Consider the following 16,222-nt stretch of genomic DNA (forward strand, 5'->3'; position numbering starts at 1 on the left):
TTTCGCTCACATGGAGAATAACAGTGATTCACAACAGCCTGTTCAACCCCCGCTTCGGCCGCGGACTCGCGCCGGCGCTGGTTTCAACCCTGACTGAGTTACGCCGATGCGACCTGCCCGAACTGGCGCTGGGCCATCACCCGATCGACGGCGACAACATCTTTATGGACGTGATGACGCTGACCACCGTGCCGGCGGCGGAAAAGCGCGCCGAAATGCATCAGGAGTACATCGCGCTGCATCTGCTGATCAGCGGCGAAGAACGCATCGAATACGGCCTGGCGGGCGACTGGCACCGCGAACATCCCCACGCGGAAAATAGCGACCTGCTGCTGCTGGACATCAAACGCCACCCGCAAACGCTGCACATGACACACGGCATGTTCGCGATCTTTTTCCAGATGGAAGCGCACAAAACCGGCTGCCTGTGGCAGCGGCCGCAGCACATCAAGAAAGCGGTAGTGAGGATCCATCACCGCCTGCTGCTGTGAACCTGCGGCAGCGTCCGTAGAAAATCGGCGGCCTGGCGGGGAGAGCGCAAGCGCTTGAAACGGCGCCCTGCATCGGTACGGGCCATCTCCGCCAGGTATTTTCGTCGGTTCTTCGAGTAAGTGCGGATCGTCCACAGCACGATCGACTCGCGGCTGAAGAAAGAACGGCGGAAACTTTCCCGATTGCCGGTGCCCGGCCACAGCTCGCTTTTGCTGGCCGCGCGCCGGCACGCGCGGCGCACGGCCTGCCACAGCGTGCGGCAGAAGCCGTAGTCCAGCCACAGGATATAGTCGACCTCGCGCCACTTGATCGCCTGCGTGCGGCTGTAGTTGCCGTCCAGCACCCAGCCTCCTCCCGCTTCGGCCAGCGTCTGCTCAAGCCGCGCCAGAAACGCATCATCGGGCGTCCCCTGCCACTCGGGCCGCCAATAGAGCCTGTCCATCTCGATATAGGGAACGTCAAGCCGTTCCGCCAGTTGACGCGCCAGGGTGCTTTTACCGCTGCCGCTGGTGCCGACGACGTTAATTTTCATCATTCGCCAATAAAGACCGGGGTTAATTCCCTTACTTTATCCGCATCAATTACGGCTATCAATCTGAATAGGCTTGAAATTAACACCCCGATAACAAAGCAAATATTTAGCCGAACCCGCATGCCGCCAGAAAATAAAATAACAGGGGTAAATCTTCACTGACATAAATAATAACTTAAATTAAAATAACAATAACTTTCATAAAGTTACACAAAAACAAAAAACAAATAAAAATAGTGCCATTCGGCCATTCCTATTTGTGCAATAGCCATTTTCGTGCGGCAAAAATAAATACCCCTGCTATAATTGATCCCGTAACGAAATAGGACAACGACTAATCAAGAGGATATCTGATATGAGTACCGCTAAACTGGTGAAAACGAAATCTTCTGATCTGCTGTATACCCGTAACGATCTGGACGAAAAAGTCAAACTGGCCGCCATCAAGGCGCTGAACCATCAGGTCGTGCAATTCATCGATCTTTCGTTGATCACCAAGCAGGCGCACTGGAACATGCGCGGCGCAAACTTCATCGCGGTCCATGAAATGCTGGACGGCTTCCGCACCGCCATCATCGAGCATCAGGACACCTTCGCCGAACGCGTGGTGCAACTGGGCGGCGTGGCACTGGGCACCGTACAGGTGGTTAACGATCGGACGCCGCTGAAAAGCTATCCGACCAATATCCACAGCGTGCAAGAGCACCTGAAAGCGCTGGCCGATCGCTACGGCGCGGTCGCGAATGACATCCGTAAAGCCATTACCGAAGTGGAAGACGAAGATACCGCCGACATGTTCACCGCCGCCTCGCGCGATCTGGACAAGTTCCTGTGGTTCATCGAATCCAACATCGAATAACGCTAAAAAGTTGCAGAGCGCCCGTCGTTCCGGGCAGAACAGGCTGGGCTTCGCCCGGCCTGTTTTCTTTTGCGCGGCCGTTGCATTGTACAAAAAACGGCCCATATTAAACGGTAAGGTTCCTTTGTCAGGAGGTAATGATGGCCAGCGGCTGGGCGGCGGACGGCGCCGTACAAGATCAGATTGATTCCACCGTCGACGATGCGGTGCAGCGCGCGCGTGAAGCGCTCGGGCACGGCGAGAGCGAGCGCTATTGCCAGGAATGTGGAGAGCCGATCCCCGAGGCGCGCCGCAAGGCGTTAACCGGCGTGCGTTTTTGCCTCGCCTGCCAGACCGAACAAGACAAAAAACACGCGGCCGCCAGCCTGTATAACCGGCGCGGCAGCAAAGACAGCCAGTTGCGCTAGCATTATCTGCCCCCCCTTTTCGCCGCTCGCGGCTCCGCTTGCACCGTCAGTGCATCATGAAAGTTAGAGTTAGTTATCAATATTGAAGCAAAAACGTTAAAGAACGGTTGTTTCACAGCCAAAGTTTGGTTAATGATAGCCCCGTGCACCAAGATAATTCTTACGCACCACTTTGGTGCCTCACGTTGGTGCATAACCATAACAATTCGCCTTTACGGCACAACATCACGCAATAACTCTTTGTTTTTATAGTAGTTGAAAACATGGCACGATTTTTTCATGGCACCAACTGCAATATAAAAAATGGGTAATCCGCAACCTGTACAGGAATTCCTCTCATGAAGTCGATTTTTAAAGTCTCCCTGGCCGCACTCTCTCTGGCCTTTGCCGTAAGTTCCCACGCAGCAGACAAACTGGTGGTCGCCACCGACACCGCTTTCGTTCCTTTTGAGTTCAAACAAGGCGACAAATACGTCGGCTTCGACATCGACCTGTGGGCCGCCGTCGCCAAAGAGCTGAAGCTGGACTACACCCTGAAGCCAATGGACTTCGGCGGCATCATTCCGGCGCTGCAGACCAAAAACGTCGATCTGGCGCTGGCCGGCATCACCATCACCGATGAGCGCAAGAAAGCCATCGACTTCTCCGACGGCTACTACAAGAGCGGCCTGCTGGTGATGGTCAACGCCGACAACAACAGCGTGAAAAGCATCGACGATCTGAACGGCAAAGTGGTGGCGGTGAAGAGCGGCACCGGCTCGGTGGATTACGCCAAGCAGCACATCAAAACCAAGGATCTGCGTCAGTTCCCTAACATCGACAACGCCTACATGGAGCTGGGCACCAAGCGCGCCGATGCGGTGCTGCACGACACGCCAAACATCCTGTACTTCATCAAGACGGCCGGCGCCGGCAAATTCAAAACCGTAGGCGATTCGCTGGAAGCACAGCAGTATGGCATCGCCTTCCCTAAAGGCAGCGACGAGCTGCGCGAGAAGGTGAACGGCGCGCTGAAGACCCTGCGTGAGAACGGCACCTATAACGAGATCTACAAGAAGTGGTTCGGCACCGAACCTAAGTAAGTTGTGAATTTGGCAAGCTATTAACTTAAGCACAGGGGGCGCTTACCCCCTGCGCTTCGTTGTATCTGATACCCACGTTCGGGATCACCGGGAGAAATATCATGCAGTTCGACTGGAGCGCCATCTGGCCCGCCATTCCTATCTTGTTAGAGGGCGCCAAAATGACCCTGTGGATTTCGGTCCTCGGTCTGATTGGCGGCCTGATCATCGGCCTCGTCGCCGGCTTTGCCCGCACCTACGGCGGTTGGATCGCCAACCACATCGCGTTGGTGTTTATCGAAGTGATCCGCGGCACGCCGATCGTGGTGCAGGTGATGTTCATCTACTTCGCCTTGCCGATGGCGTTCACCGATTTGCGCATCGATCCGTTCACCGCGGCGGTGGTGACCATCATGATCAACTCCGGCGCCTACATTGCGGAAATCACCCGCGGCGCGGTGCTGTCGATTCATAACGGTTTCCGCGAGGCCGGCCTGGCGCTCGGCCTGTCGCGCCGCGAAACCATCCGCTACGTCATTATGCCGCTGGCGCTGCGCCGCATGCTGCCGCCGCTGGGCAACCAGTGGATCATCAGCATCAAAGACACCTCGCTGTTCATCGTGATCGGCGTGGCGGAGCTGACCCGTCAGGGTCAGGAAATTATTGCCGGTAACTTCCGCGCGCTGGAAATCTGGAGCGCCGTGGCGGTTATCTATCTGATTATTACCCTGGTGCTGAGCTTCGTGCTGCGTCGTCTGGAAAGAAGGATGAAAATCCTGTGATTGAATTTAAAAACGTCTCCAAGCATTTTGGCCAAACCCAGGTGCTGCATAACATCGATTTGAAGATCGACAAAGGCGAAGTGGTGGTGATCATCGGGCCGTCCGGCTCCGGCAAATCCACCCTGCTGCGCTGCATCAACAAGCTGGAAGAGGTCACCAGCGGCGATCTGATCGTCGACGGCCTGAAAGCCAACGATCCGAAAGTGGACGATCGGTTGATCCGCCAGGAAGCCGGCATGGTGTTCCAGCAGTTCTACCTGTTCCCGCACCTGACGGCGCTGGAAAACGTCGCCTTCGGCCCGATCCGCGTGCGCGGCGCGAAGAAGTCCGATGCGGAAAAGCTGGCGCGCGAGCTGCTGGCCAAGGTCGGTCTGGCGGAGCGTGCCCACCACTATCCGTCCGAACTGTCGGGCGGGCAGCAGCAGCGCGTGGCGATTGCGCGCGCGCTGGCGGTGAAGCCGAAAATGATGCTGTTCGACGAGCCGACCTCCGCGCTCGATCCGGAATTGCGCCACGAAGTGCTGAAGGTGATGCAGGATCTGGCCGAGGAAGGCATGACGATGGTCATCGTCACCCACGAAGTCGGCTTTGCCGAAAAAGTGGCGTCGCGCCTGATCTTTATCGATAAGGGCCGGATTGCCGAAGACGGCAACCCGCACGACCTGATCAACCATCCGCCAAGCCCGCGTCTGCAGGAGTTCCTGCAGCACGTATCCTGATCCTGGCGGTTTCACGGCGGGCGCGCCACGCGCCCGCCGCTTTCATTCCGCACGCGTTCCCACGCCACATCGCGCCACCTTTCCTACTATATTCATTGTTTTTCATCGTATTGCTCTGACATCCGCCGATCACAGAACGCCAAAGAGAGGAACAATGCCGCCAAACGCAGACTCCCGACGAGGTTCTCATCTGCGAGAACACCTGCTTTTCCTGCTGCTGTTGCTGACCCTGAACGTCTTCGCGCCACCGGCGCTGGCGCAAAACGCGCCGCCCGCGCCCGCCGACAAGAGCGAGCAGCAGAAGGCCGCCTACGCCGCGCTGGCCGATCTGCTGCAAGACGACAAAGCGCGCGCGGCACTCATCAACCACCTGAAACAGGCCGCCGGCGACGCCCCCGCCGCCGCCGCCCCAACAACGCCGGAGGAATCAACGCCGGCCACGCTGAGCGACAGCCTGAACTCGCTGGCGCAGGAAGGCATCGGCACCTTTAACCAGAAGCTCGGCGCGCTGCAAAAACTGATCGACTCCGGCCCGAAGCGCGTTTTCAATCCCGCCGGCTTTTTCCGCGCGCTGGGTTACTTTCTGCTGACGGTGGCGGTCACCTTTGCGCTGTTCCACCTGATCCGGCGGCTGATCGCGCCGCTGTACAAACGCATGGGCAGCTGGGGGCACAACGCGCGGCTACAGCGCGGCCCGTGGTATAAGCGCCCCGCCGCCATTCTCGGCGCTTTCGCCGTCGATCTGCTGGTGCTGCTGCTGGCGCTGGCGGCGGGCAACCTGTTCGCCCGCCACGTCCACGCCGACAGCGCCACCATTCTGCGGCTGCAGACCCTGTTTCTCAGCGCCTTCGCGGTGATTGAGTTTTTCAAAGCGGTGCTGCGGCTGATTTTCGCTCCCAACTTCGACTACCTGCGCCCCTTCCCCTTCAGCGACCAGAGCGCGCGCTACTGGAACACGCGCCTCGCCTGGCTCAGCGGCCTGATCGGCTACGGCCTGATGGTGGTGGTGCCGGTGGTGGCGGTGCAGATCAGCTACCCGGCCGCCGCCGCCGTCAACCTGGTGGTGATGCTGGCGCTGACGCTGTACGCCATCTGGCTGATCCTGCACAACCGCAAGCCGATACAGCAGCAGATCAACCTGCTGGCCGAACGGTCGATGGCGTTTTTCAGCGCGATCCTGCGCGGCCTGGGGCATATCTGGCATCTGCTGGCGATCGCCTATTTTCTGGTGTTGTTCGTGCTGTCCCAGTTCGACATCGGCAACACCCTGCGCTTTATGATGAGCGCCACGGTGAAAAGCCTGCTGGTGGTCGGCGTCGGCGCTCTGCTGTCCGGCATGCTGACCCGCTGGATTTTCCGCCGCATTTCGCTGCCGACCGACGTTAATCTGCGCTATCCGATGCTCGAGCGGCGCATCAACTCCTACATCCCCAACGGGCTGAAGATACTGCGGGTGATGGTGGTGCTGGCGGTGACGCTGTTCCTGCTCGATGCCTGGCACCTGATCAACCTGTACCAGTGGGCGGGCAGCGAAAATGGCCAGCGAACGCTCGGCGGGCTGGTGCATATCCTGCTGATCCTGCTGATCGCCGTCTTCAGCTGGACGCTGATGGCCAGCATCATCGAGCACCGCCTGGCGCTGGAACTGAGCAACGGCGTGCGGCCGAGCGCACGCGAACGCACGCTGCTGACGCTGTTTCGCAACGTGCTGGCCATCGTTATCAGCACCATTACCGTGATGATCGTGCTGTCGCAGGTGGGGCTGAACATCGCGCCGCTGCTGGCTGGCGCCGGCGCGCTGGGGCTGGCCATCAGCTTCGGCGCCCAGACGCTGGTGAAAGACGTGATCACCGGCGTGTTCATCCAGTTCGAAAACGGCATGAACACCGGCGAATATGTCACCGTCAGCGGCATCACCGGCACCGTGGAGCGCATGACCATCCGCTCGATCGGCCTGCGCGACGACTACGGCGTCTACCACATCGTGCCGTACTCCTCGATCACCACGCTGGCCAACTATGCGCGCGAATTCGGGGTATACCGCGCCAACTACACCGTCAGCCGCGACGAGGACATCGATCGGGTCAATGAGGTGCTGCATCAGGCCGTCGCGGCGCTGAAGCAGGATGAACAGGTGAAGCATTTCCTGATTGGCGAGCCGGTCTTCAACGGCGTGGTGGCGCTGGGCGACCGCTCGTTCACCACCCGCGTAACGGTGCGCACGCAGGCGCTGAAACAGTGGGTGGTGCAGTACGCCCTCGATCGGCTGGTGAAAATCCATTTTGATCGGGCCGGCATCGGCATGCCGCAGCAGGCGATGCAGATCTCCCGCGCGCCGCAGCTGCACGAAGAACAGGCGCCGCCCTCGGTCCCCGGCGGTTAGCGCCCGCAGGGCTGAGCGGCCAGAAAGGCCGCCACGTCCTGTCGGTAGGCGTCGTATTGCACCGAGCGCGGCGCAAACAGGCCAACCACGTTGATCAGCCATGGATGGCGGGCGAACAGCGGTTTGATCATCACATGATCGGCCTCGTCGATGCGCGTCACCGTCAGCAGCGAGGCCGGGATCGTTTGCCGATACACGCGCTCGGTTTCGTCCGCGTCCACGTTGACGTCGCGCCCGCCCAGGATCAGGTGCACCGGCGTGGTGAAATGCCGCAATTCCGCCGTCGCGTCGCTGGCCATGTTAGCGCGGATAAAGCGCCAGCGGTCGGCGCTCAATGCAGCGGCGGCGCCATACTCGCGGCGGTACTGCGCGTAGCCGTCCGGCTGTTCGAGCAGCGTCTGAATGTGGCGCCAATGCGCCTCGCGCGCCTGGATCAGCGCTTCATCATCCCCTGCCGCCGCCATCGCCGCCCGGGTGTTATAACGCCCTTGCCGCAGCCAGTTGATCGCCGGCGCCAGCGCCAGCGTGAAGGCGATGTCGGGGCGCAAACGCGCCACCGCCGGCATCACCCACCCCGCCTGGCTGGTGCCCCACAGCCCCACGCAGCGCGCATCGAAGCGCCCGTCCCGCCGGGCCCAGTCGATGATATCGGCGGTTTCCCGCGCGCGATCCGCCATGGTCTGATGCAGCCAGTTGCCGCCGGAGCCGCCAACGCCCGGCTTATCGAAGGATAAAACCGCGTAGCCCTGCTGCGCCATCGCCTCCCAAATGCCGTAATAGCCTTCGTCGCGGCTGGCGTTAGCCGGCCCATCACCGTGTACGAACACCACGACGCCGGGCTTGACCGGCGCATGCTGCGGCAACACCAGCGTGCCGGTCAGCCGGTTGCCGCCGGCGGTCACCGTGACCGGTTCAGTGACAAAACGAAAGTCGTTGACGTAAATGACCCAGCCGAGCGCCAGCAGGAGCAGCGCCACGCTGCACAATCCTATTTTGCGCACGTCGCCTCCCCGCAGCGTCTCTCCATCAACACCCAGTCGGCCTGGCCGAACAGCCATCCCAACGCAGCGTAATGCTCTTCTCGCCGCACCTGAAAACCGCAGCGCCGATACAGGCGCAGCGCATCCACGTTGCGCCGGCTGACGTGCAGGCTCAGGCGTCGGCCCGCGCCTTGCCCGGCAGCGTAGTCGTTCATCCACTGCAGCAGCCGCTTGCCCACCCCTTTGCCACGCTGACTCTCGGCCACCGCCAGGTAAGAGAGATACAGTTCATCGGCCGCCGGGGTGTGCCGCAACACCGCCATTTGCAGATACATGCGCCAAACGTTCAGCCAGCCATAGCGGCGGCACAGCCGCCAAATCGGCAAGGTGCGCGGACACCGCCCGGCGCTGTTCTCGCCAGCGGCCGCATTGAGGGCAAAGGCCGCCACCACCTGTTCATCCTGCTTCACCACAAAGCTGTGCTCCCGGCTACCGCCTTGCTTCCAACTCCATAGCCGATAGAACAAACGCCACTGAAGGCGGGCGCTCAGACGGCGCGCGCGCTGAAACTTGTCGCAGAACGCGGCGTAGATCAGCGCCGCCGTTTGCAGGCGGTCAGCATCGCGGTACGGCTCAATGTGCAGCATATCCACCTCGACTAGGGATGCCGGTAGAGCAGCTGTTCCAACAGCCGCACCGGCGTGGTCTCCTCCGGCGCAGGCGACGTAAAGATCGCCTGCCGCCAGGCCTGACTTTCGATCGCGTCCAGCACCAGCTGCGCGAGCGGCAACGGCGCTATCGCCGGTGCGATCTCACCGGTTTGCTGAGCCTCGGCGATAACCGTCGCCAGCGCCTCAATCAGCTGCCGCTGGTTGGCGCTGAACGGCTCGGCCAACGCCGGGTTGCGCGCCACCTCCGCCACGATCTCAGCCGACAGCTGCACATTGGCCGGCTCGGCGACAAAGGCGTGATAGGCGGTGAAAAAGGCCGACAGCGCCTGCTTCGGCCGCGTTCTGTCGGCCCGCAGCCCGGCGGCAAACTCGGCGAATACGCCGTTTTCCAGCAGCGCGATCTCGCCGATCAACGCTTCCTTGCCGGTAAAGTGGTTATAGAGGTTGCCGACGCTGACGCCCGCCGCCTGCGCGATATCCCGCATGCTGGTCTGGTGAAATCCCCTATGGGTAAAGCTGTGCAGCGCGGCCTCGACAATCTTTTCTCGGTTTCCCATCGGCAGCTCCCGAAACGGTGAAGGGGGCGCCTGGCGCCATCGAGTGAATATGAACGAACGTTCGTTCATATTTAAGGATAGCATAGGCCGGAAAAATTGAACCACGGCTCAACGGCGTGCGAATCGGCGGGAAGATAAAAACGCCGCCCCCGTTTTCGGCGGGCGGCGCGATGAAAAGTCAGTGCAGCGCGTCGCTCTGCTTCACCGATGCAAACGCCTGCATCAGCTTCACCACGTCGTGCATGCCGATGTTGACCTGGTTGATCACTTCACCGGCGTCATGGGTCAGCGCCACGCCGCCGCCGGCCTGCTCCACGCAGGTTGCCATGCCGGCAATCGCCGCCGCCACGCCTTGCTGGATAGACTTGGTCATGCGTTCGATCTCGGTCGCCGCCTTGCGCGACTGTTCCGCCAGCGTGCGCACTTCGTTGGCCACCACCGCAAAACCGCGCCCGTGCTCGCCGGCGTGGGCGGCTTCGATCGAGGCGTTAATCGCCAGCAGGTTGGTTTGGGAAGCGATTTTACGAATGGCTTCGACAATGGTGCCGATCTGCTGAGAACACTTGCCCAGCTCGGTGACCACGTCCGAGGTTTCGCGCGCCGCCGCTTCGACCTGCTGCATGCCTTTCACCGCCTGCTGCACGATGATCGCGCCCTGCGCCGCCTGCCGGTCGGTATCGAGCGACAGATGATGCGCGTTGCGCACCATCTCTTCTTCATGCTGCTGCTGTTGCATCAGCCGGGTGATGTCCTGGGCAATCTTCACCACCTTCACCACCTGGCCTTCGTTGTCGAGGATCGGGTTGTAACTGGCCTCCAGCCATACCCGTTCGCCGCGCCGGTTGAGGCGCTCAAAACGCCCGGTGATGAACTCGCCGCGCGCCAGGCGCTGCCAATGCCGCCGATAATCGTCGGAATTGGCGAACTCCGGCGGGCACAGCACCGCATGCGACTGCCCGCACGCCTCTTCCAGCCGATAGCCCATCAGTGCCAGCATATTGTCGTTGGCGCTGACGATGGTGCCCTGCGGCGTGAAAGCGATCATCGCCATCGATCGATTCAGCGCCGCCAGCAGGCTGCGATGCTCCTGCGCCTGGGTCACTCGCTCGGTCACTTCGCTGGCGATCTTGACGATCTCCACCACCTTACCCTGTTTATTCAGCACCGGCGCATAGGTGCCTTGCAGCCACACCGCCTCGCCGTTTTTCGCGATGCGCTTTATGGTGTCCGTGATGGGTTGGCCCTTATTCAGCGTCTCCCAATGTTTGCGGTATAGCGGGCTGGCGACATAGTTCGGATCGCAGAAAATACGGTGATGCCGGCCAATCACGTCACCGCGTTGAAATCCCAGCGTGTTGAGGAAAAGATCGTTGGCGCGCAATACCGTGCCATCGGGCGAGAATACGATCATCGGAACGGCGTGTTCTATCGCGCTCAGTTCGGCGCCTTTGTGGGTAGTTAACTGACTGAATCGTAACAGCATAAGGTGTAGTCCTTGTGGCAGATGATGGCGCTTTTCTTATTTTTGCCTGGCCACATGCCGCGCCCACACGCAGACGTGCCATCGCGGAAGGAACGGGCAGCGCCGTTCCTTCTGGTTATTGCTATTAACCGGATTAAATTTATTTATTCAGTAAAGTAATTATTCGAATTTAAATAAACCAACAACCTAAGATTTTTATTATTAATTCCGTATTGAGAATAACGTAAGTGATGAAAATTGAAAGGTAAAATGCGGATTTTTGTCGGCGCCGGCAGGATAACCGGCGCCGGAAGGATTAGCGCCAGCGTTCGGCTGCCCAGGCGGCCTGTTGCTCGGCGTCGTGGAAGGTCCAGGCGACAAAGCGGCTGATCTTCTGCCCTTGCGCCATCTCGATGGTGCGCACCTCGGCCGCGCCCGCCACCTTCAGCGCATGGTAAATGGCCGGCAGCGTGGTGTTTTTCGAGATGAGCGAAGTGAACCACAGGCAGTTGTTGGCCTTGCCGACGCTCTCTTCCACCATCTTGCTCACGAAGGCTTCTTCGCCGCCTTCACACCACAGTTCGTTGTTCTTGCCGCCGAAGTTTTGTACCGGCTTGTCGGCCACTTCCCCTTTGCCCAATTTATGCAGCTTGCGGCGGGTGCTGGCGCGCGCTTCCTGCTCGGACGCGTGGAACGGCGGGTTGCACAGGGTGGCGTCAAATTTCTCGGCCGCGCCGATGATGCCGCTAAAAATCAGCTCAGGCTGTTTTTGCAACCGTAGACGCACGCTGTTGCGCAGCGTCGGGTTCATCTCGACGATCATTTTGGCCGCGTTGAGCGACACCGAATCGATTTCAGACCCGGTAAAACGCCAGCCGTATTCGCGCAGGCCGACGATCGGGTAAATGCAGTTGGCGCCGACGCCGACGTCGAGGATCGCCACGCCCTTGCCGCGCGGGATCTCGCCGCCGTTGCTGGTCGCCAGCAGATCCGCCAGGTGGTGCAGATAATCGGCGCGGCCGGGGATCGGCGGGCACAGGTAGTCCGCCGGAATATCCCAGTGTTCGATGCCGTAAAAGTGCTGCAGCAACGCACGGTTGAGCATTTTCACCGCCGCCGGATCGGCGAAGTCCACCGACACATCGCCCCAGGCGTTCGGTTTTACGAACGGCGCCAACGCCGGGCAGCTGGCGATCAGCGCCGGGAAGTCATAGCGTGAACGATGACGGTTGCGCGGATGCAGGCCGCTTTTCTGCTGCGGGAAGGTTTTCTTTTTTTCCACCGTGACGGGCTCTCTTGAAGGTATTTCCGGCGCGTAAGATAACACATCCCGCCCGCAATGGCGCAGCGGCGGGAAACCCGGCACAATGAAAACCTCATCGATTGCCACAGGATCCCCCATGAGCCGTGAATCTCGTTATTATTATGAACCCGCCGCCGGCCACGGCCTGCCGCACGATCCGCTGAACGCCATCGTCGGCCCGCGCCCCATCGGCTGGATCTCTTCCCGCAGCGCCGCCGGCTTGCGCAATCTGGCGCCCTACAGCTTTTTCAACTGCTTCAACTACCGTCCGCCGATCGTCGGTTTCGCCAGCACCGGCTGGAAAGACAGCGTGGCGAATATCGTGGAAACCGGCGAATTCGTCTGGAACCTGGCGACACGCCCGCTGGCGGAAGCGATGAACAACAGTTCCATCCCCCTGCCGCGCGGCGAGGATGAATTCGCCTTCGCCGGCGTCACGCCGCTGCCCGGGCGCCGGGTCAAAGCCGAGCGCGTGGCCGAAAGCCCGGTGAACTTCGAATGCCGGCTGACCCAGTGCATTCAGCTGCAAACCGCCGCCGGTGAACAGGTGGAAACCTGGCTGGTATTGGGCGAGGTGGTGGCGGTGCACCTCGATCCGGCGCTGCTGGATGAACACGGCGTCTACCAGACCGCCGCTGCCGAACCTATTCTGCGCGCCGGCGGCCCGACCGCCTACTACGGCATTTCCGAACAGCACCGTTTCGATTTGGCGCGCCCGACGCGCTGATCGTCTCCCCCGTTTAGGCAGAAGATAAACGGGGGGGATTAATAATCAAAAAATATGAACAAAACCATCAACACTCTCCGATTTTATCCCGCCTGTCACTGCGCAATAATCTTCCCATCGAAAGGCAAACCCCTTTCTCCCTAATTCACTTTGACAGGAATGACGAACATGAAAACCATCAAAACTTTTGCTGCCGCTATCGCCCTGGCCACCGTTTCTTTCACCACTTTCGCCGCTGAACACGTCAGCGCCCAGGATGCCGCCCAATTCGAAAAAGCCGGCGTGATCGTCGCCAGCGGCGCGACCGACCTGAGCAGCCTGAAGTCTCAACTGGCCACCAAAGCCGATGCGGCAGGCGCCAAGGCCTTCACCATCACTTCCACCAGCGGTAACAACCTGATGCACGCCACCGCGGTTATCTACAAATAATCACCGCCCCAGACGCCAAAAAGCCCGCCGGATATCACCCCGGCGGGCTTTTTTTATCTTCGCTTGCGTCAGCGCTGCATGGGCACGACAGCCGGTTTTTTGCTACCCGCTTTATCAGCAACCCACGCGTAAGCGAACCGGACAATGCTGCCGGAAACGGGTTTAAACCCCGTATTTAATGGGGTTTACAGGGGGTATGTACACACATTTTTTTACCGTGCCATTGCTGGACTAACGGAAGAGGATGATTATCATATTACGCAGACTACAGATGCAGAGAGCGTTGTATGCAACATATCATTGAAGGTTTCCTCAGTTTCCAGAAAGAGATTTTCCCGCAGCGTAAGGAACTCTTTCGCAGCCTGGCCTCCAGCCAAAATCCCAAAGCGCTGTTTATTTCCTGTTCTGACAGCCGCCTGGTGCCCGAGCTGGTGACGCAGCAAGAGCCTGGGCAACTGTTCGTTATCCGCAACGCCGGTAACATCGTCCCTTCCTTTGGCCCGGAGCCGGGTGGGGTTTCCGCGACTATCGAATACGCGGTAGTGGCGCTGGGCGTCACTGATATCGTGATTTGTGGCCACTCGAACTGTGGCGCCATGAAGGCTATCGCGTCCTGTCAGTGCCTCGATCCCATGCCTGCGGTAGCCCACTGGCTGCACTACGCGGATGCGGCCAAAGCGGTGGTCGAGAAGAAAACCTGGAATAGCGAAACAGACAAAGTTAACGCTATGGTGGAAGAGAACGTTATCGCCCAGCTAAATAATATCAAAACCCACCCTTCCGTTGCGGTGGGTCTGCGCAACAGCGGGCTGCGCCTGCACGGCTGGGTGTACGACATCGAAAGCGGCGAAATTCGTACGCTGGATAGAAACACCAAGAGCTTCGTTTCCCTGGCCGATAATCCCGACGTCTATTTCGAATAAAATAACGCCCAGATTTTATCATTAAATAAAATCCACGCTGCCGCGTGGATTTTTTTATTGTCAGCCTTAAACCAAACGCGCCTCTATCGCCGCGGCGAAATCGCGACACATCCGTTCGTCGCCGTCAGCGTTGTCCGCCAATACCGTCTCGCCGTCCACCACCCGAATATGCGCCTCCAAATCGAAATCCGCCGGCGGCTGCGGGCGCGCGGCGGCGGCGGCCATCGTCTGCTGCGCCTCGCGCCACGCCTGCGCCACCGTCTGGTTACAGGCCTGCGCCAGATAGTCCGGGTTGAACCCTTCACCGGTCAGGCTGCGCAGCGTGTCATCATGGCTGACGCTGTTGCCCGGCAACCAATAGTGTTGCGCCAGATCCGGGCCGATGGCCGGGTTGTCCGTCAGGTAACCGTCGCGCTGCAGGAAGAACTGGCGGGTTTGTTCCACCGCCATCATCGCCAGCAGATAACCCTGATAAGAGCAGGCGGACTCCAGCGACAGCAGGTGCGGGATCGCCAGCGTCGGGCGCGGGCTGCCGCTGATGCCGAGGATCTTCTGCTCGACCTCGCGCGCCAGCGCGGTGATGGCTTCCGGCGTGCGCTGCTCGTCATCCCACTGATACAGCGCCCACTCGAAGTACGGTACCAGCAGGATATGGCGTTCGTTGAACGCGCGCATCGGCTGGCGCGCCGCGATACCGGCTTCGATTAGCGCATCGGGCACCGCTTCGCCGGCGGCGTTTTTCGCATAGCGTTTCAACCAGTCGGCGTCGTCCAGCAGGCTGTCGCAGAACATCGACTGGGTTTCGGCATAGGCCATCGAGGTCGGTGGGAATTCCTGCGAGAAGCACGGCGCATTCTGGCGAATGTTGGCGAAATGCGCCGCGTGGCCGCCCTCGTGGAACAGCGTGTTGAGCCCGTAAGCGCCGCTGCCCACCTGCCCCGGCTGCGCCAGGCTGGTGAAGTTGATGCGCGCCGGCACCCATTCCCCCTGGCGCACAAACGGCGGCACCGGGCCGTGCATAAAGCCGTTCTCATACTTGCCTTTGCGCACCAGCAGATCGAGGTTCATCTCGGCGCCGCCAAAGCCGATGTGCAGGCGTTTGAAGCTGTCGACCCAGCGTTCCAGCGAACGCGAAAACGGGAAGTAAGGATCCAGTTGGCGGGTGACGTCGCCGGCGCTGGCGAAGCGCACGTTCCACGGCTCCAGCGCCTGGCTGCCCTTGTCGGCCGCCAGTTGCTGCAGGCTGCGGGCGTTGGCCTCGCGGGTTTCCCGCTCGAAGCGATCCAGAATGGCGAACAGCTGCTCCGGCGTCATGCGCTCGGTTTTGTTCACCTTGTAGTCGAAATAGTTGCGATAGCCCATCTGGCGCGCAAAGCGGTTGCGCAGGCCAATCAGTTCCGGCAGGCCGTTATGCAGCAGCCATTGCTCCAGATCGCGCAGCGCCTGCTGCGAGCTGCGGCGGTAGTCTTCGTTCGGGTTGGTCGCCTGGTTGGTCAACAGCTCGCCGAGCGAGGCCGCCACCCGCCGGCCTTCGGCGTTCAGATGCGTAACCTGATAGCCCTTGCGGCGCGCGTAGAGATCGGACTCGGCGTGGATGATCCGATCCAACAGCGCCTGCGCCTGCGGATCTTCAATGGCGTTGCAGTCGAAGAAACGCAGCCAACCTTGCAGGCCGTGGATCAGCGCCTCGCGCTGCGCCGTCTGCGGCAGCGTTTCCAATCCGGCCAGCAGATTGCGGATCTCCGCCAGCCGGCGCGGTTCGGCGATAAAGCGCTTATAGGCGCTTTCCGCGGCGGCAAAGCGCGCCGACACCTCTTCACCGCCGGTGCCCATGTAGTTTTGCCAGAACAGCTCTTCTTTGGCGCGGTGTACGTCGAGGTAATCCTGGTTCAATTGATTGAAGTAATCGAGAGCCTGTTGCATAACCGTCCTTCT

At 60.2% G+C, this 16,222-nt stretch carries 17 protein-coding genes; 10 read left to right on the forward strand and 7 right to left on the reverse strand.

What is annotated here, in order from left to right; translation table 11 throughout:
* Positions 1 to 23: 23 nt before the first annotated feature.
* Positions 24 to 491 carry a YhcH/YjgK/YiaL family protein gene (locus tag REA38_RS04515; protein ID WP_033646871.1) on the forward strand — a complete coding sequence of 156 codons (468 nt, stop codon included), beginning with the start codon at positions 24 to 26 and terminating at the stop codon, positions 489 to 491.
* On the opposite strand, the gene REA38_RS04520 is transcribed toward REA38_RS04515, so the two are convergent.
* Entirely contained in the window at positions 473 to 1,024 is a 552-nt protein-coding gene (locus REA38_RS04520; RefSeq protein ID WP_126192945.1) for an AAA family ATPase, read from the reverse strand. The genes REA38_RS04515 and REA38_RS04520 overlap by 19 nt on opposite strands.
* 355 nt (positions 1,025 to 1,379) lie before the next feature.
* Here REA38_RS04520 and dps point away from each other — a divergent pair, with 355 nt between their 5' ends.
* The 6 genes from dps to ybiO all read left to right on the forward strand — a co-directional run bounded on the left by dps (position 1,380) and on the right by ybiO (position 7,235).
* Positions 1,380 to 1,883, forward strand: coding sequence for a DNA starvation/stationary phase protection protein Dps (dps, locus tag REA38_RS04525; protein ID WP_004939215.1), 504 nt, complete (start codon positions 1,380 to 1,382; stop codon positions 1,881 to 1,883).
* Between the two features lie 140 nt (positions 1,884 to 2,023).
* Positions 2,024 to 2,290 carry a DksA/TraR family C4-type zinc finger protein gene (locus REA38_RS04530; RefSeq protein ID WP_033637659.1) on the forward strand — a complete coding sequence of 89 codons (267 nt, stop codon included), beginning with the start codon at positions 2,024 to 2,026 and terminating at the stop codon, positions 2,288 to 2,290.
* 338 nt (positions 2,291 to 2,628) lie between these two features.
* Complete coding sequence (gene glnH / locus REA38_RS04535) at positions 2,629 to 3,372, forward strand: glutamine ABC transporter substrate-binding protein GlnH (protein WP_004939223.1); 744 nt, start codon at positions 2,629 to 2,631, stop codon at positions 3,370 to 3,372.
* A gap of 101 nt (positions 3,373 to 3,473) precedes the next feature.
* The gene (gene glnP / locus REA38_RS04540; RefSeq protein WP_004939229.1) at positions 3,474 to 4,133 is read left to right on the forward strand and encodes a glutamine ABC transporter permease GlnP; all 660 of its coding nucleotides are present in this window, start codon (positions 3,474 to 3,476) and stop codon (positions 4,131 to 4,133) included.
* Positions 4,130 to 4,852 carry a glutamine ABC transporter ATP-binding protein GlnQ gene (gene glnQ, locus REA38_RS04545; protein ID WP_004939230.1) on the forward strand — a complete coding sequence of 241 codons (723 nt, stop codon included), beginning with the start codon at positions 4,130 to 4,132 and terminating at the stop codon, positions 4,850 to 4,852. The genes glnP and glnQ overlap by 4 nt, the downstream gene beginning before the upstream one ends.
* Positions 4,853 to 5,006: 154 nt before the next feature.
* Positions 5,007 to 7,235 (forward strand): mechanosensitive channel protein, encoded by a 2,229-nt coding sequence (ybiO, locus tag REA38_RS04550; RefSeq protein ID WP_308885140.1) that lies wholly within the window; start codon positions 5,007 to 5,009, stop codon positions 7,233 to 7,235.
* Here ybiO and REA38_RS04555 read toward each other — a convergent pair.
* The 5 genes from REA38_RS04555 to rlmF all read right to left on the reverse strand — a co-directional run bounded on the left by REA38_RS04555 (position 7,232) and on the right by rlmF (position 12,187).
* Positions 7,232 to 8,236, reverse strand: a complete 1,005-nt coding sequence (locus REA38_RS04555; RefSeq protein WP_033653401.1) for a S9 family peptidase — start codon at positions 8,234 to 8,236, stop codon at positions 7,232 to 7,234. The two genes, ybiO and REA38_RS04555, sit on opposite strands and share 4 nt — an antisense overlap.
* On the reverse strand, positions 8,224 to 8,862 hold the full coding sequence (locus REA38_RS04560; protein WP_308885144.1) for an N-acetyltransferase: 639 nt from the start codon (positions 8,860 to 8,862) through the stop codon (positions 8,224 to 8,226). The genes REA38_RS04555 and REA38_RS04560 overlap by 13 nt, the downstream gene beginning before the upstream one ends.
* Positions 8,863 to 8,873: 11 nt before the next feature.
* Positions 8,874 to 9,443, reverse strand: a complete 570-nt coding sequence (locus REA38_RS04565) for a TetR/AcrR family transcriptional regulator (protein ID WP_033653404.1) — start codon at positions 9,441 to 9,443, stop codon at positions 8,874 to 8,876.
* A 178-nt stretch (positions 9,444 to 9,621) separates the two neighbouring features.
* Complete coding sequence (locus tag REA38_RS04570; protein WP_060438945.1) at positions 9,622 to 10,926, reverse strand: PAS domain-containing methyl-accepting chemotaxis protein; 1,305 nt, start codon at positions 10,924 to 10,926, stop codon at positions 9,622 to 9,624.
* A gap of 295 nt (positions 10,927 to 11,221) precedes the next feature.
* Complete coding sequence (gene rlmF, locus REA38_RS04575) at positions 11,222 to 12,187, reverse strand: 23S rRNA (adenine(1618)-N(6))-methyltransferase RlmF (RefSeq protein WP_165790341.1); 966 nt, start codon at positions 12,185 to 12,187, stop codon at positions 11,222 to 11,224.
* A 118-nt stretch (positions 12,188 to 12,305) separates the two neighbouring features.
* Between rlmF and REA38_RS04580 the strand changes: the two genes are divergently transcribed.
* From REA38_RS04580 to REA38_RS04590, 3 genes are all read left to right on the forward strand, one after another.
* Positions 12,306 to 12,935: a flavin reductase family protein gene (locus tag REA38_RS04580; RefSeq protein WP_033646882.1), complete on the forward strand. Its 630-nt coding sequence runs from the start codon at positions 12,306 to 12,308 to the stop codon at positions 12,933 to 12,935.
* Between the two features lie 168 nt (positions 12,936 to 13,103).
* Positions 13,104 to 13,364 carry a YdgH/BhsA/McbA-like domain containing protein gene (locus REA38_RS04585; protein ID WP_308885148.1) on the forward strand — a complete coding sequence of 87 codons (261 nt, stop codon included), beginning with the start codon at positions 13,104 to 13,106 and terminating at the stop codon, positions 13,362 to 13,364.
* Between the two features lie 287 nt (positions 13,365 to 13,651).
* Positions 13,652 to 14,287 (forward strand): carbonic anhydrase, encoded by a 636-nt coding sequence (locus REA38_RS04590; protein ID WP_004939270.1) that lies wholly within the window; start codon positions 13,652 to 13,654, stop codon positions 14,285 to 14,287.
* A 66-nt stretch (positions 14,288 to 14,353) separates the two neighbouring features.
* Here REA38_RS04590 and REA38_RS04595 read toward each other — a convergent pair whose 3' ends face one another.
* Entirely contained in the window at positions 14,354 to 16,210 is a 1,857-nt protein-coding gene (locus REA38_RS04595) for a M3 family metallopeptidase (protein WP_086579386.1), read from the reverse strand.
* Positions 16,211 to 16,222 lie beyond the last annotated feature (12 nt).

It is taken from the genome of Serratia sp. MF1(2023), from assembly GCF_030954545.1.
Lineage (GTDB): Bacteria > Pseudomonadota > Gammaproteobacteria > Enterobacterales > Enterobacteriaceae > Serratia > Serratia sarumanii.